The following is a 21,529-nucleotide window of genomic DNA, read 5'->3' on the forward strand; positions in this document are numbered from 1 at the left end:
ATTGCGGGAAAACACGAAGACCTGCCCCGCCAGCGCGACGGTAGGATGCAGCGACCCTTCCAACAAGAAAAGCGCCTTCCCCGCGCCCGCTGGCCGCTGCCTCAAATGTCCCGCCCAGAAGCCCCCGCCGAGCCCGTAGAACCGATCATCCCCGTAGAAGCAGATCCCGCCGTGAAGGTGCCGCTGGCCGTCGAGGACTGGCTGGCCGTGATCCTGCTGGCAACGTTGGCCATCATTACTTTTCTGAACGTGCTGGTGCGCTACTTCACCGACCAGTCGTTCGCCTGGACGGAAGAGATTTCCGTGTTCCTCTTGATCGTGCTGACAATGGCGGGCGGCAGCGTGGCGTTCGTGCGCAATCATCACATCCGCATCGAGATCCTGGCGGACTCGGGATCGCCGCGCCGCCAGCGCATCATGGCGCTGATCTCGAACGGCTGCGTGCTGGGGTTCTTCGTGTTGCTGACCGTGCTGTCGGTCAAGCTGGTTTATGACGAATACATCTACGAGGAAACCTCGCCGGCCATCGGTGTGCCGACCTGGTGGTATTCGATCTGGCTGCCGGTCATGGCCGCCGCGATTTCGTTGCGCACGCTCGGCACCCTGCGACGCCTGGCGCGCGCCCCGGGCCAGGAAGCCCAGCGATGATCGCCGCCATTCTCTTTACCGTCTTCATCGTCCTGATGATCATCGGCGTGCCCGTCGGGGTGGCGCTGGGCATTGGCGGCACGGTGGCGATCGTGCTGACCAACCTGGACACCCCCTGGTATGGCCTGCTGACGGTGCCGCAGAACTTCTATGCCGGGCTGGCCAAATATCCCCTGCTGGCGATTCCGATGTTCGTGCTGGTCGGCTCCATCTTCGACCGCTCGGGCGTGGCCAAGCGGCTGGTGGACTTTGCGATCGCCATCGTCGGACGCGGTCCGGGCATGCTGCCGCTGGTGTCGATTGCGGTGGCGATGTTTCTGGGCGGCATCTCAGGCTCGGGACCGGCCTGCGCCGCGGCCGTGGGCGCGGTGATGATCACCGCGATGTCGCGCGCCGGCTATCCGGGATCGTTCTCGGCGTCCGTGGTGGCCGCCGGCGCCGCCACCGACATCCTGATCCCGCCATCCGTGGCCTTCATCATCTATTCCGTGCTGGTGCCGGGCGCATCGGTGCCCGCGCTGTTTGCCGCCGGCATGATCCCGGGCATCCTGGCCGGCTTCGCGCTGATCATTCCCGCCGTGTGGCTGAGCCGCAAATACAAGATGGGCGCGCTGGAAGCGCACCTGCCCCGCCCGCCGTTCTGGAAGAGCCTGCGCGAAGCGTCGTGGGGGCTGGCGGCGCCCGTGCTGATTTTGGGCGGCATGCGGATGGGCTGGTTCACACCGACCGAGGCCGCCGTCGTCGCGGTGTTCTATGGCCTGTTCGTGGGCGGCTTCATCCACCGCACCATCAAGTTCCGCGACCTGTACAAAATCCTGCGCGAAGCCGCCGAGCTGTCCGCCGTGATCATGCTGGTGGTGACGCTGGCCGGGATCTTTGCGTGGGCCCTGTCGACGCTGAGCGTGATCGACCCGATCACGCATGCCATCGTCAATTCCGGTCTGGGCGAATGGGGCGTGCTGGCGCTGCTGATCCTGCTGCTGATGACCGTGGGCATGTTCCTGGACGGCATCTCGATCTTTCTGATCTTCGTGCCGCTGCTCATGCCGATCGCCAATGCCTACGGCTGGGATCCGGTGTGGTTTGGCGTGATTCTGACCTTGAAGGTGGCGCTGGGCCAGTTCACCCCGCCGCTGGCCGTGAACCTGATGGTGTCGTGCCGCATCGCGCGCGTGCCGATGGAATCGACCGTGCGCTGGGTGGTGTGGCTGCTGGGCGCGATGTTCATGGTGCTGGTCGCGGTGCTGGTGTTTCCCGAACTGGCGCTGTGGCTGCCGCGCAAGCTGGGTTATTGAGAGAGGCTGGACGGGGCCGGCCCGGCAAGGGTTCCCGGCCATGGATGACAACAACAGAAAGACTCGCAGAGAGAGGAGACGCAACATGAAATTCCGCAACCTGATCGGCGCAGCGCTGTGCGCGGCGGCCGTCGTGGGCATGGCGCCCGCGCATGCGCAGAACTACAAGCCCGAGTACAAGCTCTCCATCGTCGTGGGCACCACCTTCCCGTGGGGTCAGGGCGCCGAGATCTGGTCGAACCTGGTGCGCGAGCGCACCGAAGGCCGCATCAACATCAAGGTCTACCCCGGCACCTCGCTGGTCCAGGGCGACCAGACCCGCGAGTTCACGGCGATCCGCCAGGGCGTGATCGACATGGCCGTGGGCTCGACCATCAACTGGTCGCCGCAGGTCAAGCAGCTGAACCTGTTCTCCCTGCCCTTCCTGATGCCCGACTACGCCGCCATCGACGCGCTGGTGCAGGGCGACGTGGGCAAGGACATGTTCAAGCTCATCGAAAAGGCCGGCGTGGTGCCGCTGGCCTGGGGCGAAAACGGCTACCGCCAGGTCAGCAACTCCAAGCGCGAGATCAAGCGGCCCGAGGACATGAAGGGCATGAAGCTGCGCGTGGTCGGGTCGCCGCTGTACATCGACACGTTCACCGCACTGGGCGCCAATCCCACGCAGATGAGCTGGGCGGACGCGCAACCCGCGCTGGCCAGCGGTGCGGTCGACGGCCAGGAGAATCCGCTGTCGATCTACACGGGCTCCAAGCTCTACACCGTGGGTCAGAAGTACCTGACGCTGTGGAACTACGTAGCCGATCCGCTGATCTTCGTGGTCAACCGCGAAGTCTGGAATTCCTGGTCGGAAAAGGACCGCGACATCGTGCGCCAGGCTGCGCTGGACGCCGGCAAGCAGCAGATCGTGATTGCGCGCAAGGGCGTTACGCCAGAAGACCCGTCGCTGCTCAAGGAAATTGCTGGTCACGGCGTGACGGTGACGACGCTGTCGCAGGCCGATCACGATGCGTTCGTGAAGGCCACCAAGCCGGTCTATGAAAAGTGGAAGAAGCAGATCGGCGAGGACCTGGTCAACAAGGCCGAAAAGTCGATCGCTGACCGCAAGAAGTAACCCGCAAGAAGCAAACCGCGAAAGTTTCGCAGCAAGCCCCAGGGGAACCGGCGGCGCAAGCCGCCAACCGAGGCAGGGACGCTAGAATCCCGCCCACCAAACGGGCGCCGGCCACAAACCGGCGCCCGTTATCTTTTGGGGTGTCTGACTGCCGCCCTATTCCGGATAGCTGACTTCCAGAATATCCAGCTCATCAATGCCGGCCGGCGTGCGCAGCACCACCGTGTCGCCTTCCCGCGCCTTGATCAGCGCCCGCGCGACTGGCGAGATCCAGCTGATCTTGCCAGCCAGGGGCTCGGCTTCGTCCACGCCGACGATGGTGACGGTGTGCTCCTCGCCAGCCTTGTCCACGTAGACGACCGTGGCGCCGAAGAAAGCCTGGTCGCGGTTGGGTTGGGCCTTGGGGTCCACGACCTCGGCAATGTCCAGCCGCTTGGTCAGAAAGCGCATGCGGCGGTCGATCTCGCGCAGGCGCTTCTTGCCGTAAAGATAGTCGCCGTTTTCCGAGCGGTCGCCGTTGGATGCGGCCCACGACACCACCTGCACGACGGCCGGACGTTCCACATTCATAAGCTGCGTCAGCTCGCCGCGCAGGCGCTCGTAACCCTCGGGCGTCATGTAATTCTTGGTGCCGGCCGGCAACGCTTGGGCCTGCGGCAGATCGTCGTCGTCCTCGTGGTCGGACTCTTTAACAAAGGCTTTATTCATGGCGGTTGCATCGCGATGGCGCGATCACTGTCGAAGCTTTCGGAATGAGCGGCGTGGGCCGCCCGCGTCAGAACCAGTCGTGCCAGACCGGCTTCAGGTCGGAGGGCAGCGGCGGCAGTTGGCCCAGGTCCATCCGGCTTTCCTTGGGACTGTGGAAGTCCGAGCCGCGCGAGGCCAGAAAGCCGTAGCGGCGCGCGACCTCGGCGTACTGGCGGGCTTCTTCCACGGTGTGGCTGCCCGTGTTGACCTCGATGCCCACGCCGCCCAACTGCAGGAATTCGTCGAACAGCGCGGCAAACTGCAGGGGCGTGTACTTATAGCGGCCCGGGTGGGCGATGACGGCCTGGCCGCCCGCGCCGCGGATCCAGCCCACGGCGTCGGCCAGGGTGGCCCATTGCATGGGCACATGGCCGGGGCAGTCGTCGCCCAGATGCTTGTTGAAAACGGTTTGCACGTCGGGGCAATAACCGGCTTGCACCAGGTATCGCGCAAAGTGCGTGCGGCTGATCAGTTCGGGATTGCCGGCAAACGGCAGCGCGCCTTCGTAGGCGCCGGGCATGCCCATGTCTGCCAGGCGGTCGCCGATGCGCTTGGCGCGGGCTGCGCGTCCCGAGCGGGTCTTGCGCAGGCCTTCGACCAGCGCCGCGTTCGTGGGATCAAACCGCAGACCGACGATGTGCACGGTCAGGCCGGCCCAGGTGACAGAGACTTCGACGCCGGTGGCAAAGCGCATGCCCAGCTCTTGCGCCGCGGCGGAGGCTTCGGCGATGCCGCCCACTTCGTCGTGATCGGTCAGTGCCCAGACATCGACGCCATTGGCGAACGCCCGCTGCGCCACGTCCCGGGGCGCGAGCGCGCCGTCCGAAACGGTGGAATGGCAGTGCAGGTCGATGTTCAGGGTGGGCGATTTCATCCGGCTATTGTAGAGAAGGCCCGGCGGCGCGCCTAGCGCGGTGCCGTCCCCACATTGCCGCCTGGCCGGTCAGGACAGCAGGAATTCCGCCACCGGGTTCACCTGATCGTCCGCGATCAGCGTGGGCGCGTGTCCCACCCCAGGCACCTCAAGCGCCTGTGCCCGCGGATTGCGCTGGCGCATTTCTTCGACGGTGGCGCGCGTCAGCAGGTCGGACAGTTCGCCGCGCACAATCAGGATCGGGCAGTCCAGCGCGTCATACGACCGCCACAGGATCTGCTCGCCTGCCGCCAGCTCTTCGGGCGTCTGGGCCGCCAGCGCCTGGGCGATTGCCAGGTCGTAGTGCTTGACCCACTTGCCGCCCTGCGCCGGGTACAGGTATTTGGCCAGCTCGGCCCATTGGGCGTCGGTGTGCGGACCGAAGGTTTCCGAATTGGCGCGCATCGTCGCCACGGCTTCTTCGAACGTGGCGAATTCACCAGGCGCGCCCACGTACTGGCCGATACGCGACAGGGCGCCGTTTTCCAGACGCGGGCCCACGTCGTTGAGCACCAGTTTGTCCAGGCGCAGCCCCTGGTCGGGCGGCAGCATGCCGGCATGCGGGCGCATCGCCAGCATGGCCTTGGCGAATGCAGCGGCGCCTGACAACGCCATGCCGATCAACCCGCCCATCGACGTGCCGACCCACGACAGGCTGGCCGGGCGCAGGCGCGCGATGAGCGTCACCATGTCGGACACGTACTGCGGCACGGTGTAGAACGCCGGATTGACCAGCCAATCCGACCGGCCGCGGCCGACCACGTCGGGGCAGACCACGCGGTAGGTGCCCGCCAGCCGGCGCGCCAGCGCGTCAAAGTCGCGCCCGCTGCGGGTCAGGCCATGCACGCAGAGCAGCACGCGGTCATTGGCGGGATCGCCCCATTCCCAATAGGCCATGCGGTGCAGGCCCGCCGGGCTGGCGCACGTGACGAATTCCAAACGGGGTTCCAGGCTGGCATCCACTTCGATAGGCTCCACGATCGGCGCGCGCCGGCACGGCTGCGCCATTTGGCCGCTATCTTATCGGTTATGCAACGCCGGTGCGGCCTGCTCTGGACTATCCCGGCGGTCGTGGCTACGATCCTTGCATCCTCCGAGCGCCGCCGCTCGCCCGGCCCGCCGCGCATTGCCGTTGGCTATGGGCCCGATGCAATCATTAAATTGGAGTTGCACACCTTTCAAGGCGCACAGTAAAAAGCTTCAGGCATTGCCAGATCAGTCATCCCAAAATTGATATGGAGTCCGTATGCAGCAAAGCAGTCCCATCACTCCGCTGACCGAGCAGCCTGCCGGTCAAACCAGCGTCATTTCCCCTCCCCCCGCCCCCCCAAAAATCCTGCAGGACCTGATGGCGCGCGCCGACGTGCAGATCAACGGTTCGCGGCCATGGGACATGCAGGTGCATGACAAGCATATGTACGAGCGGGTGTTCGCCAGCTGGTCGTTGGGGCTGGGCGAGTCGTACATGGACGGCGAGTGGGACTGCGACCAATTGGACGAGCTCTTCACCCGCCTGCTGCGTGCCGACATGGGATCGGCGGCGCTGGGCGTGGCGCGCATCAAGCTGATCGCCGAGCACCTGCGCCACAAGCTGTTCAATCTTCAGTCCAAGCATCGGGCGTTTGAAGTCGGTGAGCAGCATTACGACGCGGGCAACGACGTGTTCGAGGCGATGCTGGACAGCCGCATGATCTACTCCTGCGCGTATTGGGAACACGCCCAGACGCTGGAGGAGGCGCAGGTCGCCAAGCTGGACATGATCTGCCGCAAGCTGCAATTGAAGGAAGGCGAGACGCTCCTGGACATCGGCTGCGGCTGGGGCGGACTGGCCAAGTTCGCGGCCGAGCGCTACGGCGTCAAGGTCACCGGCGTGACCGTATCCAAGGAGCAACTGGCCCTGGCGCAGGAACGCGTCAAAGGCCTGCCCGTAGAGCTGCTGCTGCAGGACTACCGCGATCTGCAAGGCCGCTTCGACAAGGTGGTGTCGGTCGGGATGTTCGAGCACGTCGGGCCGAAGAACTACGACACGTACTTCACCAACGTGCAGCGGTTGATGGCGCCCGAGGGCATTTTCCTGCTGCACACCATCGGTATCGCAGCCACCAGCCAAAGCACCGATCCGTGGATCGACCGCTACGTGTTTCCCAACGGCAAGCTGCCGTCGGCGCGCGAAATCGCAACGGCCGTCGAAGGCCGGTTCATCGTCGAGGACTGGCACAACTTCGGGGCGGACTACGACCGCACGCTGATGGCATGGTGGGACCGCTTCGAGCAGGCCTGGCCCTCGCTGGAGTCGCGATACGGCACCCGGTTTTATCGGATGTGGAAGTACTACCTGATGTGCTGCGCGGGCTTTTTCCGATCGCGCGAAGGGCAGCTCTGGCAGGTGATCCTGACGCATCCGCAGCGCAAGGAGACGTACCGGTCGCTGCGTTAAACCCGCCCTATTCGCGCGTGTCCAGGCAAGCCGCCCCCAACCGGGCGGCTTGTTGTCATTGGCGGACGGCTATCGCGCCGCCGCCGCCTCTTCCCGGATCATGTCCGCCGCGCGCTCCGCAATCATGATCGTCGGCGAATTGGTGTTGCCCGAGGTGATGCGCGGCATGATCGACGCGTCGGCGATGCGCAGGCCTTGCAGCCCATGCACGCGCAGCCGCGCGTCCACCACCGCGCCGCTGTCGGCGTCCCGGCCCATCGCGCAGGTGCCCACCGGGTGGAAGATGGTGGTGCCGATCTTGCCCGCCGCCTGGCGCAATTCTTCTTCGGTCTGGAATGCCGGTCCCGGCAGCCATTCGTCCGGCCGGTAATGTTGCAAGGCGGGCGCGGCGGCAATGCGGCGCACCAGGCGAATAGAATCCGCAGCCACGCGCAGGTCTTCGTCGGTGCTGAGATAGTTGGGGCGGATGACGGGGGCTTCGCAGCCCTTCTGCCCCGCTGGTCCTTGCGCGTGCACGCTGCCGCGCGACGTGGGGCGCAGGTTGCAGACGCTGGCGGTGAAGGCGTCGAAACCATGCAGGGGTTCGCCGAATGCGCCCAACGACAGCGGCTGTACGTGGAATTCGACGTTGGCGCGGTCCTGGCCGGGATCGGATTTGGCGAACAGGCCCAATTGCGACGGCGCCATGCTCATCGGACCGCTGCGGCTCACCAGATACTCCAGCCCGATGCCCGCCCTGCCCAGCCACGTGGACGCGATCCGGTTCAGCGTCTTGACGCCGTTCACCTTGATGATGACGCGCAATTGCAGATGGTCCTGCAGGTTCTCGCCTACGCCGGGCAAGGCGTGGCGCAGCGTGATGCCGGCTTCGCGCAGGCGGGCGGGCTCGCCGATGCCGGAGACTTCCAGGAGGTGCGGCGAGTTCACCGCGCCGGCCGCCAGCACCACTTCGCGCCGCGCGCGCAGCGACGTCGCGCGGCCGTTCTGGTTGACGCGCACGCCGACGCAGTGCTTTCCATCAAATTCAAGCTGTTCGGCCAGCGCGCCAGTCATCACATGCAGGTTCGGGCGCTTGCGCACCGGCCGCAGGAACGCCTTGGACGTATTCCAGCGCCAGCCGCTGCGCTGGTTGACCTCGAAATAGCCGCTCCCGAAGTTGTCGCCGCGGTTGAAATCCTGCACGCGCGGGATGCCTTCCTGCTCGGCCGCCGAAGCGAAGGCTTCAAGGATGTCCCAGCGCAAGCGCTGCGACTCCACGCGCCATTCACCGCCCGCGCCGTGGAATTCGTCGGCGCCCCGGTGATAGTCCTCGCTGCGCTTGAAGACCGGCAGCACCTGATCCCAGCTCCAGGCCGCGTCGCCCGACAGCGCGGCCCAGTCCTCGTAGTCCTGCTTCTGACCGCGCATGTAGATCATGCCGTTGATGGACGAGCATCCGCCCAGCACGCGGCCTCGCGGATAGATAAGCGAGCGCCCGCCCAGCCCCGGCTCTTCGGCGGTTCGGTACATCCAGTCCGTGCGCGGGTTGCCGATGCAGTGCAAGTAACCGACGGGGATGTGAATCCAGTGATAGTTGTCGCGCCCGCCGGCTTCCAGCAGCAGCACCCGCACGGCAGGGTCGCGGCTCAGGCGGTTGGCTAGCACGCAGCCGGCCGACCCCGCGCCCACGATGATGTAGTCGTATGTCTCCATAAGCTCTTCTTATCAAGTCGCGGGTCCGAATCGGACGCCGGCGCGGTGAGCCGCCCCGGCTGCAACGTTGAACGCGCGCCGGGAATCTGGCAAGACTCTGGCGCAGGACGGGGCGGCTGTCCAATGAAATGTTGAAAAGGGGGTTATTAGCGTCTCTAATAATGCTCGGCTGATTTCAGACTCGGTTCGAGGCGTCTGATACCCGCAAATCCCATTTCCGGAAACGCCCATGGACCTGAAGCACATCCGCACATTTGCCGCCGTTGCACGGGAAGGCAACCTGACGCGCGCGGCCGAGCATCTGCATTTGACGCAGCCTGCGCTCAGTCTGCAGCTCAAGAACTTCCAGGAATCGCTGGACCTGACGCTTTTTGCGCGAACGGCGCAGGGGTTGGCGCCTAACGCGGATGGACGGGCGCTGTTGCCGTCGGCGCAGCGGGTGTTGGACGCGCTGGACGACTTTCAGCGCGCTATCGGCGCGCTGCGGGACACCGTTCAGGGCGAATTGCGCATGGGGACGATCCTGGACCCGGAATTCCTGCGGCTGGGCGCCACGCTGCAGTATCTGGTCGAGCATTACCCGAAGATCCGCCCCACCCTTCGGCACGGCATGTCGGGATCGGTCGGCCGGCAAGTGCGCGCCGGAGAATTGGACGTGGGGTTCTTTCTGGGGCCACACGCCCGGGACGGCAGCCAGCCCTCCGGCCTGCACGCCCAACCGCTGGCTTCCTTTTCCTACTATGTCGTCGCTCCCAAAAGCTGGAGCGCACAGGTCGCGGGCCGGGGCTGGGCGGAGATCGCGGCACTGCCGTGGATCTGGACCCCGCCGGATTCGGTCCACCACCGCCTGCTGTCCGACAAGTTCGACGCGCTGGGCATTACGCCGCACGCGGTGGCCGAGGTGGATCAGGAGGCGTCGATGCTGGACCTCGTCCGCTCGGGCGTGGGCCTGTCCCTCGCGCGCGACGCCATCGCGCTGCGCGAATCGCAATCCAGCGGCCTGCAGCTCGTGAAAGGCCTGTCGATCCAGGCGGAGCTGTCGTTCATCACCCAGGCGGCGCGGCGCGACGATCCGCTCGTAGCGGCCGCCTTCGCAGCGGTGCAGGCGGCATTCGCCTGATTCGGCTGTCCGCCGCCGAACCGCCCGACAGCCCTCCATGCTGCGCTGCGCCAAACGGGTGCAGGGCGCACACGGATATGCACCGATACGAAGCATGCGCGCGGATGCGCACGGACCGGCCGCTCCACCGCATCGCGCCTTCGCACCGCCCTCCTTCCCTATGAATCGCAAGGGAATTTCCCCCAACACATCGCGCCTCGACATACCTGGCATGGACTTTGCTTAATTGCCTGTGTGCGGGTGCAAACCCGGCCAGACAACGTGAGCAGTACCGGCAATGGCGCCCCGACCGAAAGGTCCAGGGCGCCGTTTGTCTTTTGAAATCCGAAAATCCAAGCCTGGGGAAATCCCATGAATGCAGCGGCCACATCCGAATCCTTGCAGACGCTGATTGTCATCGGCAACGGCATGGTGGGCCATCATTGCGTCGAGCAATTGATCGCCCGCGGCGCCCTCGAGCGCTATCGCATCACCATCTTTGGCGAAGAAGCCCGCCGCGCCTATGACCGCGTCCATCTGTCCGAGTACCTGAACGGGCGCGACGCCGAGTCGATGGCGCTGGGCGAGGCCTCGCTGTATGAGCAGGACGGCGTGACGCTGCGCCTGGGCGAGCCCGTGCTGGACATCGACAGCCACGCCCGGGAAGTCATCACCGCCAATGGCCGCTTTGCCTACGACAAGCTGGTGCTGGCGACGGGCTCCTATCCCTTCGTGCCGCCCATCGCGGGCGCCGAGGGCAATTCGCGCCTGGTGTATCGCAGCATCGACGACCTGGACCTGATCCGCGAAGCCGCCAGCGGCGCACGGCGTGGTGTGGTCGTGGGCGGCGGCCTGTTGGGGCTGGAAGCCGCCAATGCGCTCAAATCCCTGAATCTGGAAGCCCACGTGGTCGAGTTCGCGCCGCGCCTGATGCCGGTGCAATTGGACGAGGCCGGCGGCGCGGCGCTGAAGGCGCGCATCGAGGCGCTGGGCGTGGGTGTGCACCTATCGCGCGCCACGCAGGACATCAAACCGGGCACGCAATACCGCTACCGCATGCGTTTTGCCGAAGGCGCCCCGCTGGAAACCGACCTGATCGTGTTCTCGGCCGGGATCCGTCCGCAGGTGTTCCTGGCGCGCAAGGCCGGGCTGGCGTTGGCCGAGCGTGGCGGCGTCGCCATCGACGACCGCTGCCGCAGCAGCGACGAACACATCTACGCCATCGGCGAATGCGCATCGTGGAACGGCACGGTATTCGGTCTGGTTGCCCCCGGCTACCAGATGGCCCGCATCGTCGCGGCCGAGCTATGCGGCGCGCCGGAACAGGCGTTTTCGGGCGCCGACATGTCCACGAAGCTCAAGCTGTTGGGCGTGGATGTGGGGTCGATTGGCGACGCGCACGGCGCCACACCCGGCTCGCGCAGCTACCGCTTCATCGACGAGGCCGGTTCCAGCTACCGCCGCCTGGTGATCTCCGAGGACGGCAAGCGCGTGCTGGGCGCGGTGCTGGTGGGCGACAACAGCTATTACGACACGCTGCTGCAATACGCGCAGAACGGCATCGCACCGCCCGCCGATCCGTCCAGCCTGATCCTGCCGCAAGGCCAGGCCGCGCCGCTACTGGGCGTGGATGCCCTGCCCGCCACTGCCACGATCTGCTCCTGCCACAACGTCAGCAAGGGCGCCGTCTGCGACGCCATCGACGGCGGCTGTACGGACCTGGCGGGCGTCAAGGCCTGCACCAAAGCGGCCTCCGGCTGCGGCGGCTGCGCGGGCCTGCTCAAGCAGGTGGTCGAACACGAACTGGCCAGCCGCGGCGTCGTGGTGGACAAGAGCCTGTGCGAGCACTTTGCCTACACCCGCCAGGAGCTGTACGCGATCGTGCGCGTGAGCGGCGCCGAGACCTTCGAAGAAATCCTGGCCAGCCACGGCCGTGGCCACGTCGGCTGCGAGATCTGCAAGCCCGCCATCGGCTCGATCCTGGCGTCCTGCTGGAACCGGCCCATCCAGGACCCGCACCTGGTGCCGCTGCAGGATACCAATGACACCTTCATGGCCAACATGCAGAAGAACGGCACCTACTCGGTGGTGCCGCGCATGCCGGCCGGCGAAGTCACGCCGGACGGCCTGATCGCCGTCGGCATGGTCGCCAAGAAATACAACCTGTACGTCAAGGTGACGGGCGGCCAGCGCATCGACCTGTTCGGCGCGCAACTGCACGAGCTGCCCGGCATCTGGTCGGAACTGATCGCCGCCGGCTTCGAGACGGGCCACGCCTACGGCAAGTCCACCCGCACCGTGAAGTCCTGCGTCGGCAGCACCTGGTGCCGCTTCGGCGTGCAGGACAGCGTGAAGATGGCGCTGGACATCGAGCACCGCTACAAAGGCCTGCGCGCGCCGCACAAGCTGAAGTTCGCCGTGTCCGGCTGCACCCGCGAATGCGCCGAGGCGCAAAGCAAGGACATCGGCGTCATCGCCACCGAGAACGGCTGGAACCTGTACGTGTGCGGCAACGGCGGCATGCGTCCGCGCCACGCCGAGCTCTTTGCCACCGACCTGGACGACGCCACCCTCATCCGCTACATCGACCGCGTGCTGATGTTCTACATCCGCACGGCCGACAAGCTGCAACGCACGTCGGTGTGGCGCGAGTCGCTGGAAGGCGGGCTGGACTATCTGAAGGCGGTCGTGATCGACGACAGCCTGGGTCTGGGCGCCGAGCTTGAAGCACAGATGCAATTGGTGGTGGACCGCTACGAATGCGAGTGGGCCAACGCCCTCAGCGATCCCGAAAAGCTCAAGCGCTTCCGCACCTTCGTCAACGACAGCCAGGGCGACCCCGACATCCAGTTCGTGCAGGAACGCGGCCAGCCCCGTCCGGCCCCGGCGCGCGCCGTCCAGCGCGTCATCCCGATTGCCGAGGAGATCGTCTGATGGCCGCCCTGCCCAACACCCAACCCGCCTGGCGCCATGCGTGCAACCGCCAGGACCTCGTCGCCAACTCCGGCGTCGTCGCCCTGGTCGACGGTGCGCAGGTCGCGCTGTTCTACCTGCCCGACGCCGCGGGCCAGACGCTGTATGCCGTGTCGAACCGCGACCCGAAGTCCGGCGCCAACGTCATCGGCCGTGGAATCGTGGGCCAGCTGGCCGGCGACCTGGTGGTGGCGTCTCCGCTCTACAAGCAGCACTTCCGGCTGGCGGACGGCAGCTGCGTGCGATTTCCCGAGCAGCGCCTGCAGACCTGGCAGGTGCGCTTGAACGGCGACGCGGTCGAAATCGCCTGACGATCGCCGCAAACGTATTCATCACATCAGCACAGCAACAGGAAACATCATGTCCTACCTCGCTCCCTCCGAGTTCGTCACCAAGATGGTGGATGCCGGCGAATCGAAGCTCTACATGGCAACCCGCGACGTCCTGATCCGCGCCTTCATGGCCGGCGCCATCCTCGCGATTGCCGCGGTATTCGCCGTCACCGTCACAGTGCAGACCGGCTCGCCCATCCTGGGCGCCGCGCTCTTTCCCGTCGGGTTCTGCATCCTGTACCTGATGGGCTTCGACCTCCTGACGGGCGTATTCGTGCTGACCCCGCTGGCGCTCTTCGACAAGCGGCCCGGCGTCACGATGGGCGGCATCCTCAAGCACTGGGGCAAGGTCTTCGTGGGCAACTTCCTGGGCGCGCTGACCGTCGCCGTGCTGATGGCCATCGTCTTCACGTACGGCTTTTCGGTGCCGCCCAACAAGGTCGGCCAGGTCATCTCGCACATCGGCGAAGACCGCACGCTGGGCTACAAGGAATACGGCGCGGGCGGCATGCTGACCATCTTCATCCGCGGCGTGCTGTGCAATTGGATGGTGTCGCTGGGCGTTGTGGGCGCCATGATCTCGACCACCGTCAGCGGCAAGGTCATCGCCATGTGGATGCCCGTCATGCTGTTCTTCGCGATGGGCTTCGAGCACTCCATCGTCAACATGTTCCTGTTCCCGTCGGCCATGATCATGGGCGGCAATTTCTCGATCATGGACTACATGATCTGGAACGAGATCCCGGTCGTGCTGGGTAACCTGATCGGCGGCATCTCGCTGACGGGCCTGACGCTCTACACCACGCACATGAAGACCGCGCCCAAGCGCCGTTTCAACTGATCGCTTCAGCATGGACGGCTACTCTCCCGCCGCGCCCGCCGCTTCGTTGAAAGTGGCGGTGGGCCAGCACACCGATCCCGGCGTCAAGTCCGTCAACCAGGACTTCCACGGGCTGTGCGTGCCGGGCGAGCCGCTGCTGGGCGCCAAGGGCATCGCCATCGCGCTGGCCGACGGCATCAGCAGCAGCAACGTCAGCCACATCGCCAGCGAGACGGCGGTGGCCAGCTTCCTGGAAGACTATTACTGCACGCCCGAAACCTGGTCCGTGAAGAAGTCGGCCCAGAAGGTGCTCAGCGCGGCCAACGCCTGGCTGCATTCGCAAAGCCGCCAGCGCCATGGGCAGGACCAGGACAGCGGCTACGTCTGCACGCTGACCGTGATGGTGCTGAAAGGCGCCACCGCGCACATCCTGCATATCGGCGACGCGCGCATCTATCGCCTGCGGGACGGCACGGTCGAGCAGCTGACCGAGGACCACCGCGTCTGGGTTGCGCACGACAAAAGTTACCTGGGCCGCGCGCTGGGCCTGGCGCCGCATCTGGAAATCGACTATCACACCCAGGCCGTGGAACCGGGCGACGTGTTCCTGCTGGCGACCGATGGCGTGTATGAGCATGTCGGCGACGACGATCTGCGCGAGGCCGTGGCCGCCAACGCCGGCGATCTGGACGCCGCCGCGCGCGCATTGGTCGCGCTGGCGCTTGCCCGCGGCAGCGACGACAACCTGACCGTGCAGATCGTGCGCGTCGACGCCCTGCCCGCGCGCCAGGCGGCGGAAATGGCCCAATATTCCGGCAGCCTGCCCTGTCCGCCGTTGCTGGATGTGGGTCAGACGTTCGAAGGCTTTCGCATCACGGACGAACTGCGCGCCAGCAGCCGCAGCCACGTTTACCTGGCCGAAGACCTCGACAGCGGCGACACCGTCGTCATCAAGATTCCATCTTTGGACCTGCGGCACGACCCCGCCTATCTGGAACGCCTCTTGACCGAGGAATGGCTGGCGCGCCGCATCGACAGCCGTCACGTCGTGCGCGCCTGGCCGCGCACGCGGCAGCGCCGCTCGCTCTACACCGTCAGCGAATACATCGAAGGGCGCACGCTGACGCAATGGATGGCGGCCAATCCGCGTCCGGCGCTGGAACCGGCAATCGCCATCATCGAGCAGATCGCACGCGGCCTGCAGGCGTTTCACCGGCTGGAGATCGTGCATCAGGATCTGCGGCCGGACAACATCCTGATCACGCCCGACGGCACGGCAAAGATCATCGATCTGGGCTCGGCCCGCACGGCCGGCATCCAGGAACTGGGGGCCGATGGCGACGACGCCATGCCGGTGCTGGGCACTGCCCAATATGCGGCGCCCGAATACTTCCTGGGCGAAGCCGGCACGACGCGGTCCGACATCTATTCGCTGGCCGCGATCCTGTATCAGATGCTGTCCGGCCGCCTGCCGTACGGCGCCGAGGTGGCGCGCTCGCGCAGCCGCGCCGCGCAACTGCGGCTGACGTACGTGTCCGTCCTGGATCGGGAACGCGAGATCCCAGCCTGGATCGACAGCGTGCTCAGCCGCGCCTTGCATCCCGACCCGCAGCACCGCACGCCCGAGCTGTCCGAATTCACGCACGCGCTGCGCAATCCGCCCGACGTGCGCGGCGGCGAACGCCTGCCCCTCTTGGAACGCAATCCGGTGGCTTTCTGGAAAGGCCTGAGCCTGATCCTGGCCATCGTGATCGTGATCCAGGCCCTGACCTCCTGAAACGAGACGACCATGCCCGCCACGAATCCCCCCGTGTCCCTGATCGGCGCCGGCCCCGGCGACCCTGAGCTGCTGACCCTGAAAGCCGTCAAGGCGCTTGCCCGGGCCGATGTGGTCCTGGTCGACGACCTGGTCAACCCGGAGATCCTGCAGCACTGCCCCAACGCCCGCATCGTGCGCGTGGGCAAGCGCGGGGGCTGCCGCTCCACGCCGCAGGACTTCATCCAGCGCCTGATGCTGCGCTACGCCCGCCAGGGGCTGCGCGTGGCTCGGCTCAAGGGCGGCGACCCCTGCATCTTTGGCCGTGGCGGCGAGGAAGCGCAGTGGCTCAGCGACCACGGCGTCGCCTGCGAGATCGTGAACGGCATCACCGCCGGGCTGGCCGCGGCAACGTCGGCCGGGATCCCGCTGACGCAGCGTGGCATGGCCCAGGGCGTTACACTCATCACCGCGCATTCACAGGACGGCGCAACGCCCGACTGGTCTGGCCTGGCACGCAGCGGCACGACGCTGGTGGTCTACATGGGCGTGGCAAAGGTGCACGACATGACCGCCCAGTTGCTGGCGGCGGGCATGGCGCCGGACACGCCGGTAGCGATGATCGAGCGCGCGTCGCTTCCCGGCCAGCGGGTCTGTCCGTCGACGCTGGCCAGCATGGCGTCCGATGCCCAGACCTTCCGGTTGCGCAGCCCTGCCGTGCTGGTCATCGGCGAAGTTGCCGCCTGCCGGATGTTCGGCGTGCTGGACGACGCGGGCGGCGTGCTTGCGCCGCAACGCCGGACGGCCTGATTCCCACGAAGACACCGCGCCTCACCCCGCATAGAGATACCGATGGCCGAACGCCACATGCCGCCGCCGCTGCGTTTCCTGCTCGCCGCCCGCCGCAGCGAGCTTCAGGGACTGGAAGTCCTGGCCGCCACCTGCGACCTGGTGCTGCGCATCAGCGCGCTGGTGCACGCGCTGCAAAAGGAGCGGGGCTACTCCAACCTGACCCTAAGCATCGCCGCGGACCGTCTGCAGCCGGTGCTGGCCGGCCTGTCGAGCGACGCGCAGGCCGTGGAAGCCGGTGTACGCACACTTCTCGATGGGCTGGAGTCCGACCCCGCGAGCGGCAGTGGCCGGGCACGCCTGCTCAATTGCATCGCCTACGCGCTCTTCCGGCTGGACGAGCTGCCGGCCTTGCGCCGCGAAGTCCGCGACGGGCGCGTGGCGGTGGAAGATGCCGATACCCGATTCACCCAGGTGATCGGCAGCCTGCTTGCAGTGGTCTTTGAAGCCGCCGACTCTTCACTCGATCCGGATGTCACGCGCCTATTGGTGGCGCTGTTGAATTTCATGCAGGGCAAGGAACTGAGCGGCCAGGAGCGCGCCTGTGGCGTCATGGGCTTTACAGCCGGCTGGTTCGACGACGCCCGCAAGGCGCGCATGCTGGGCCTCGCGGCCAACCAGGCCCGCAGCTTCGGCGTCTACACGCAGTATGTGCAGGGTGCGCCACTGCAAGCGTGGGACCAGGTCCAGCAGCAGGCGCAACCCGTGCAACGCATGCGCGACATGGCGCAGCACACGTCGGACGCGCAGCGCGTCGACAGCGGCCTGGCCGAGTTGTGGTTCGACCTGTGCACCGCGCGCATCGACGCCATGCGCAACGTTGAAACCCAATTGGCGCAGGAACTGGCGCAGCAGTGCGCCCGGCGCATCGCCGACACCCGCCAGGAGCTGGACGACCGCCGCCTCCTGCTTAGCCGCTACACCGATCATGCCAGTGGCCGGGCCCCCAGCATGGTGTTCAGCGTGCAGAGCCGCATCCTGGATGTGCCGCCCGAGGACGGCGTGGGCGGCGAGCTGGAACGGTCGATTCTGGACATGATGCGCGAGCAGACACTGCGCATGCAGCACGCCGACGATGCGCTGACCAGCGTGCGGGGCGCGCTGGACGACAGGAAACGCATCGACCGCGCCAAGCTGCTGTTGATCAGCCGCTACGGCCTGACCGAGCAGGCGGCGCACGAACGCCTGCAACGCGCGGCGATGGACGGCGGCCTGTCGCTGGCAGACGTGGCGCGGCAGATCATCGCGCAGCTGGGCGGCAACTGAACCCTGCCCCTAGCGGAACACGCGCTGGACCAGGCTGACGATGGCCGCCACCAGCGCCACACCCGCAACGATTCGGAAATGATCCAGGCTGGCCAGCAGCACCGACTGCTGGTCCAGCAGTTGCGCGATCTGCGCCGTGGCAAGCTGCCGCGCCTGTGCTGGCCCCACGGCCGCGGTGAAATAGGCGGTCAGCTGCGCCATCGCCGCCTCGAACTGCGCGTTGCCGGTCGCAATGCTTTCCCGCAGCACCGTGTAATGCCGCAACGTGAACCACTGCTGCCCGATGGTGGCCAGCATGATCCCCAGCGCCTGGCCGACCTGCGCCAGCATGTTCTTGACCTGTTGCGCATGGGCGAACACCGCCGGGTCGCCCGTCAGGCCGGTAAAGGTCTGCATCGCGGTCGTGGGCATGAGCGTCATGATGAACATGCCGTAGCAGGCCAGCGCGGGAAACACGTCCGTCCACATGTTGGCCGTGGGCGTCAGGCGCGACATCCACACCCCGAACGCCGCCAGCGCCAGAAAGCCGGTCACGAAGAATTTGCGCGGCGAGGGCCAGCGCGGCAGCAATTGCGACATCACGGCCCAGGTCAGCACGCCCGCCCCCAATCCCAGCGCAAAGAATTTGCCCGCGGTGACCCAGGCCTGCCCCAACGCGCGCTGCAGCATCACCGGCACCAGGTAGCCATTGGCGCCGAGCATCACGTAGCAGACCGTGAAGAGCGCCAGTCCGCAGAGAAACCGCGCTTCGTTCATGCCGCCCAGCCGGAGCAGCGGCGCGCCGTTGCGCGTTTCCGACCACACGAAGTAACCCAGCGCGGCCACCCCCGCCGCAGCCGACAGCGCCAGGAGGCTGCCGTGGCTGAAGAAGTCGTAATAGGCGCGCTGCAACGCATGCAGCACCAGGAAGCTGCCCGCGCCCAGTGCGGCGATCGGCAGCAGGCGCACGTTGCCGGCCAGGACAGATCCCGCCTCGCGTCCCGGCATGGCCAGCAAGACGGGCGCCATCGCCAGCACCGACAGCGCCGCGATCAGCCAGAACATCAACGGCCAGCCATCGTGCTCGACCGCCATCGCGGCCAGCCAGGGTGCCAGCGCGGTCCCCAGGCACAGACCGGTCGCCAATGCCTTGATGCCCAGAAAGCGCGCGGGGCTGGGCGGAATCAGGTTGACGGTCAGACGGGACGAGGTAAGCATCGCTGCGCAGCCGAGCGCCATCAACACGCGCCCCCACAGGAATTGCGCCGGGTCCTGCGCCAGCGCGCAGACCGCCGCGCCCATGCCCGCGGCGGCCAGAGAGGCCAGTAGGTAGGCGCGCAAGCCCAGCCGATGCGTAAGCCAGCCCTGCAACGCGATCATCATCACCGCCACGCAGGCGTAGATAAGCGCGATGTGGGTGTACTCCTCGGGGCTGGCGCCGATTTCGCCCATGATGGGCGCCGCGCCGAACGTGGCCATGCCGTTCTGCAGGAAGTCGATGAACGTCAGCGCGCCGATGACGAGGAGCAGCGGGACGGAAGGCTTGGGTTGGGACATGGTTCACAGCCCAGGCTGTATATGCCTAGGCAGATAAATGGATAAAAAAAAGCGCCCGGCAAATTACGCCGGCCGCGCGTTGATCAGGATCCGCGAGAGCAGCTTGTGCAGCACTTGCGCCTCTGCCTCGGTAAACCCGCCCAGCAGCCGGCGAAACGCGACTTCGGTGGCTTGACGCGCTTGCGGAAAAGCCGCCTTGCCCTGTTCGGTCAGCTCGATCAGCGAACTGCGGCGGTCGGATTCGTTTTCGACCCGGCGAATGAAGCCCTTGGCCACAATCCGATCCAGCAATCGGGTCATGGCGCCCGAGTCATAGGACAGCACACGGCAGAAGTCACTGAGCGTGCGGCCCCACCCCTTGACGATGCAATTGAGCACGACGTACTGCTGCACGGTGATCTGCAACGGGGCCAGATCGCGGTCCAGTGCGTCCAGAATGCCGTTACGCACCGAAGTCACGAGGAATCCCAGTTCGCCGGTGCACAGTTCGTCCAGCACGGAAGGAGTTGCGTTGCTCATGATGGGCCCGGCGCGCCGCCGTCGATATCAATGGCGGAATATTAGCTGCCTAGGCAGCTATCTAGCAAGCGGAATCTGCCGATGCGTGGCGAATTCTGCACTAACCGATCCCAATCCGCCGCGCGCCCTCGCGGAACAGCGCCTGCGTGTCGGGCTCCAGCCGGAATGACGCCAGGAAGTCGTCGACGCGGTAGGTCGCCTGCGCCTTGCGGATGGCGGGCAGAAACCCCAGCGCCTCGTCGGTGCGGCCGGCCAGCGACAGGCAGCATGCGGCTATCGCCAGGATGTGCACGTGCGCGTTGGGGCGCGCGGCGGCCTTGATCGCCCATCCGGCCGCCTCGTCGATCCGGCCCAGCCGCACCAGCGCCAGTGCGCGCACGGCCAGCATGCCGAACAGCAGCGGATCGAAAGGGCTCAAGTGGCGAGAGTGATCGGATGCGCCGATGGCGGCTTGCGCATCGCCCATCTGGCAGTCGACGAAGCCCAGCGTGTAATGGCCCAGCGCGAAGTTCGGGCTGAGGTCCACGGCGATCTTCAGTTCACTGACCGACTGATCCTGGCTGCCGCGCAGCCACAGCGCACGCCCCATCGCCCAATGCGCCGCCGGATCGCGGTCATCGGCGATCAGGCTCTGGCCGGCGGTTTCGAACGCCCGGTCGATGGCATCGCCCTGCTCGTCCCATCGCTGGAACGCGGTCTGCCAATGCGTGAACGACAAGCCCGCATAGGCCCGCGAAAACGTCGGATCCAGCCGCACCGCCATCTCGAAGAAATGCCGGGCCTGCTCATTGTCGGTACGGTTGAACCGGTACATATGCCATAAGCCGCGGTGATGCGCCTGCCACGCGTCCAGCGAATTGGGCGGCGTCAGGATGGCGCGGTTGCGCTCGGCCGCCTCGATCTCGATGTCGACGGACGCCACGATCCGGTTGCCGATCTCGTCCAGCGCCAGCAAGGCGTCATCGAACGGGTGATCCAGGACATCGGCCCAGACAATGCGCGCCGTGCGTGAATCGACCAGTTGCACGTCCACGGCAAGACGCTGACCGTGCCGCCGCAGCGAACCGCTGACCACATAATCCACGTTGAGCGTGCGGCCCGCTTCCTCCGGTCCGACGCTGCGCTGATCCAGCGCAAACACGGTGCCCTGCGCAATGACGAACAGACTGCGCAGCTTTGCCAGCCGCGCGATGACGTCAAAGGCCAGGCCATCCGCCAATCCGCCCCGTACGCCGGCCTGCGCGGACCGGTCCACGAACGGCATGACCGCGATGGATGCCCGTCCGCGCCGGTCCGGGGGGATCTCGGAAAGGCGGGAAAGCAAATCCGCTTCGGGCGGCGGCTGAAAAGGCGGATCGGCCAAGCTCTGCGCGGCTGATTCCGGCATCGTCGTCGCCGCCGGATCCGGCGCTTGGCCCATGGCCTGCCCCAACGACTGCACGCCGCCCGCCCGCCGGGCACGCACGTCACGCCACGCCTCGCGCAGGGGCCGCCCGTCCAGCCCCTCGGCCTCAAACGCGCGCACGGCCGCAG

General features: G+C 66.4%; 18 protein-coding genes. 11 read left to right on the forward strand and 7 right to left on the reverse strand.

The features are described 5' to 3' along the window. Positions 1–105 precede the first annotated feature (105 nt). The 3 genes from B3446_RS27295 to B3446_RS27305 all read left to right on the forward strand — a co-directional run bounded on the left by B3446_RS27295 (position 106) and on the right by B3446_RS27305 (position 3,057). Positions 106–648, forward strand: a complete 543-nt coding sequence (locus tag B3446_RS27295; RefSeq protein ID WP_291387191.1) for a TRAP transporter small permease — start codon at positions 106–108, stop codon at positions 646–648. Continuing rightward, on the forward strand, positions 645–1,943 hold the full coding sequence (locus B3446_RS27300) for a TRAP transporter large permease (protein ID WP_056562218.1): 1,299 nt from the start codon (positions 645–647) through the stop codon (positions 1,941–1,943). The genes B3446_RS27295 and B3446_RS27300 overlap by 4 nt, the downstream gene beginning before the upstream one ends. Positions 1,944–2,028: 85 nt before the next feature. Next, positions 2,029–3,057 (forward strand): DctP family TRAP transporter solute-binding subunit, encoded by a 1,029-nt coding sequence (locus B3446_RS27305; RefSeq protein WP_191575516.1) that lies wholly within the window; start codon positions 2,029–2,031, stop codon positions 3,055–3,057. 156 nt (positions 3,058–3,213) lie between these two features. Here the strand turns inward: B3446_RS27305 and greB are convergent, their stop codons facing one another. The 3 genes from greB to B3446_RS27320 all read right to left on the reverse strand — a co-directional run bounded on the left by greB (position 3,214) and on the right by B3446_RS27320 (position 5,725). Continuing rightward, positions 3,214–3,765, reverse strand: coding sequence for a transcription elongation factor GreB (greB, locus tag B3446_RS27310; RefSeq protein WP_056319052.1), 552 nt, complete (start codon positions 3,763–3,765; stop codon positions 3,214–3,216). Between the two features lie 67 nt (positions 3,766–3,832). Then, positions 3,833–4,678: a 3',5'-nucleoside bisphosphate phosphatase gene (locus B3446_RS27315; protein ID WP_291387195.1), complete on the reverse strand. Its 846-nt coding sequence runs from the start codon at positions 4,676–4,678 to the stop codon at positions 3,833–3,835. A 69-nt stretch (positions 4,679–4,747) separates the two neighbouring features. Beyond that, on the reverse strand, positions 4,748–5,725 hold the full coding sequence (locus B3446_RS27320; RefSeq protein WP_191575518.1) for an alpha/beta fold hydrolase: 978 nt from the start codon (positions 5,723–5,725) through the stop codon (positions 4,748–4,750). A 238-nt stretch (positions 5,726–5,963) separates the two neighbouring features. Between B3446_RS27320 and cfa the strand changes: the two genes are divergently transcribed. Then, positions 5,964–7,154, forward strand: a complete 1,191-nt coding sequence (cfa, locus tag B3446_RS27325) for a cyclopropane fatty acyl phospholipid synthase (protein WP_291387198.1) — start codon at positions 5,964–5,966, stop codon at positions 7,152–7,154. Positions 7,155–7,223: 69 nt separating this feature from the next. Here the strand turns inward: cfa and B3446_RS27330 are convergent, their stop codons facing one another. After that, positions 7,224–8,846 (reverse strand): GMC family oxidoreductase, encoded by a 1,623-nt coding sequence (locus tag B3446_RS27330; RefSeq protein WP_291387199.1) that lies wholly within the window; start codon positions 8,844–8,846, stop codon positions 7,224–7,226. A gap of 229 nt (positions 8,847–9,075) precedes the next feature. Between B3446_RS27330 and B3446_RS27335 the strand changes: the two genes are divergently transcribed. The 7 genes from B3446_RS27335 to B3446_RS27365 all read left to right on the forward strand — a co-directional run bounded on the left by B3446_RS27335 (position 9,076) and on the right by B3446_RS27365 (position 17,941). Beyond that, on the forward strand, positions 9,076–9,966 hold the full coding sequence (locus B3446_RS27335; RefSeq protein ID WP_175183772.1) for a LysR family transcriptional regulator: 891 nt from the start codon (positions 9,076–9,078) through the stop codon (positions 9,964–9,966). Between the two features lie 351 nt (positions 9,967–10,317). Next, complete coding sequence (gene nirB / locus B3446_RS27340; protein ID WP_291387202.1) at positions 10,318–12,879, forward strand: nitrite reductase large subunit NirB; 2,562 nt, start codon at positions 10,318–10,320, stop codon at positions 12,877–12,879. Continuing rightward, a complete protein-coding gene (gene nirD, locus B3446_RS27345) occupies positions 12,879–13,229 on the forward strand; it encodes a nitrite reductase small subunit NirD (RefSeq protein ID WP_291387204.1) in 351 nt (116 codons plus the stop codon). The genes nirB and nirD overlap by 1 nt, the downstream gene beginning before the upstream one ends. Positions 13,230–13,278: 49 nt before the next feature. Continuing rightward, positions 13,279–14,091: a formate/nitrite transporter family protein gene (locus B3446_RS27350; RefSeq protein ID WP_056562246.1), complete on the forward strand. Its 813-nt coding sequence runs from the start codon at positions 13,279–13,281 to the stop codon at positions 14,089–14,091. 10 nt (positions 14,092–14,101) lie between these two features. Next, a complete protein-coding gene (locus B3446_RS27355; RefSeq protein ID WP_291387207.1) occupies positions 14,102–15,847 on the forward strand; it encodes a bifunctional protein-serine/threonine kinase/phosphatase in 1,746 nt (581 codons plus the stop codon). 12 nt (positions 15,848–15,859) lie between these two features. Then, positions 15,860–16,636: a uroporphyrinogen-III C-methyltransferase gene (gene cobA, locus B3446_RS27360; protein ID WP_191575526.1), complete on the forward strand. Its 777-nt coding sequence runs from the start codon at positions 15,860–15,862 to the stop codon at positions 16,634–16,636. A 42-nt stretch (positions 16,637–16,678) separates the two neighbouring features. Beyond that, positions 16,679–17,941: a nitrate- and nitrite sensing domain-containing protein gene (locus tag B3446_RS27365; protein WP_291387210.1), complete on the forward strand. Its 1,263-nt coding sequence runs from the start codon at positions 16,679–16,681 to the stop codon at positions 17,939–17,941. A 9-nt stretch (positions 17,942–17,950) separates the two neighbouring features. Here B3446_RS27365 and B3446_RS27370 read toward each other — a convergent pair whose 3' ends face one another. The 3 genes from B3446_RS27370 to B3446_RS27380 all read right to left on the reverse strand — a co-directional run. After that, on the reverse strand, positions 17,951–19,477 hold the full coding sequence (locus tag B3446_RS27370; RefSeq protein WP_291387212.1) for an MFS transporter: 1,527 nt from the start codon (positions 19,475–19,477) through the stop codon (positions 17,951–17,953). A 63-nt stretch (positions 19,478–19,540) separates the two neighbouring features. Then, the gene (locus B3446_RS27375; protein WP_291387214.1) at positions 19,541–19,996 is read right to left on the reverse strand and encodes a MarR family winged helix-turn-helix transcriptional regulator; all 456 of its coding nucleotides are present in this window, start codon (positions 19,994–19,996) and stop codon (positions 19,541–19,543) included. A 100-nt stretch (positions 19,997–20,096) separates the two neighbouring features. Continuing rightward, on the reverse strand, positions 20,097–21,529 hold a 1,433-nt coding region (locus B3446_RS27380; RefSeq protein ID WP_291387216.1), incomplete at its 5' end, for a tetratricopeptide repeat protein.

It is taken from the genome of Achromobacter sp. UBA5777 (assembly GCF_002418565.1).
GTDB classification, from domain to species: Bacteria; Pseudomonadota; Gammaproteobacteria; order Burkholderiales; family Burkholderiaceae_B; genus Achromobacter; species Achromobacter animicus.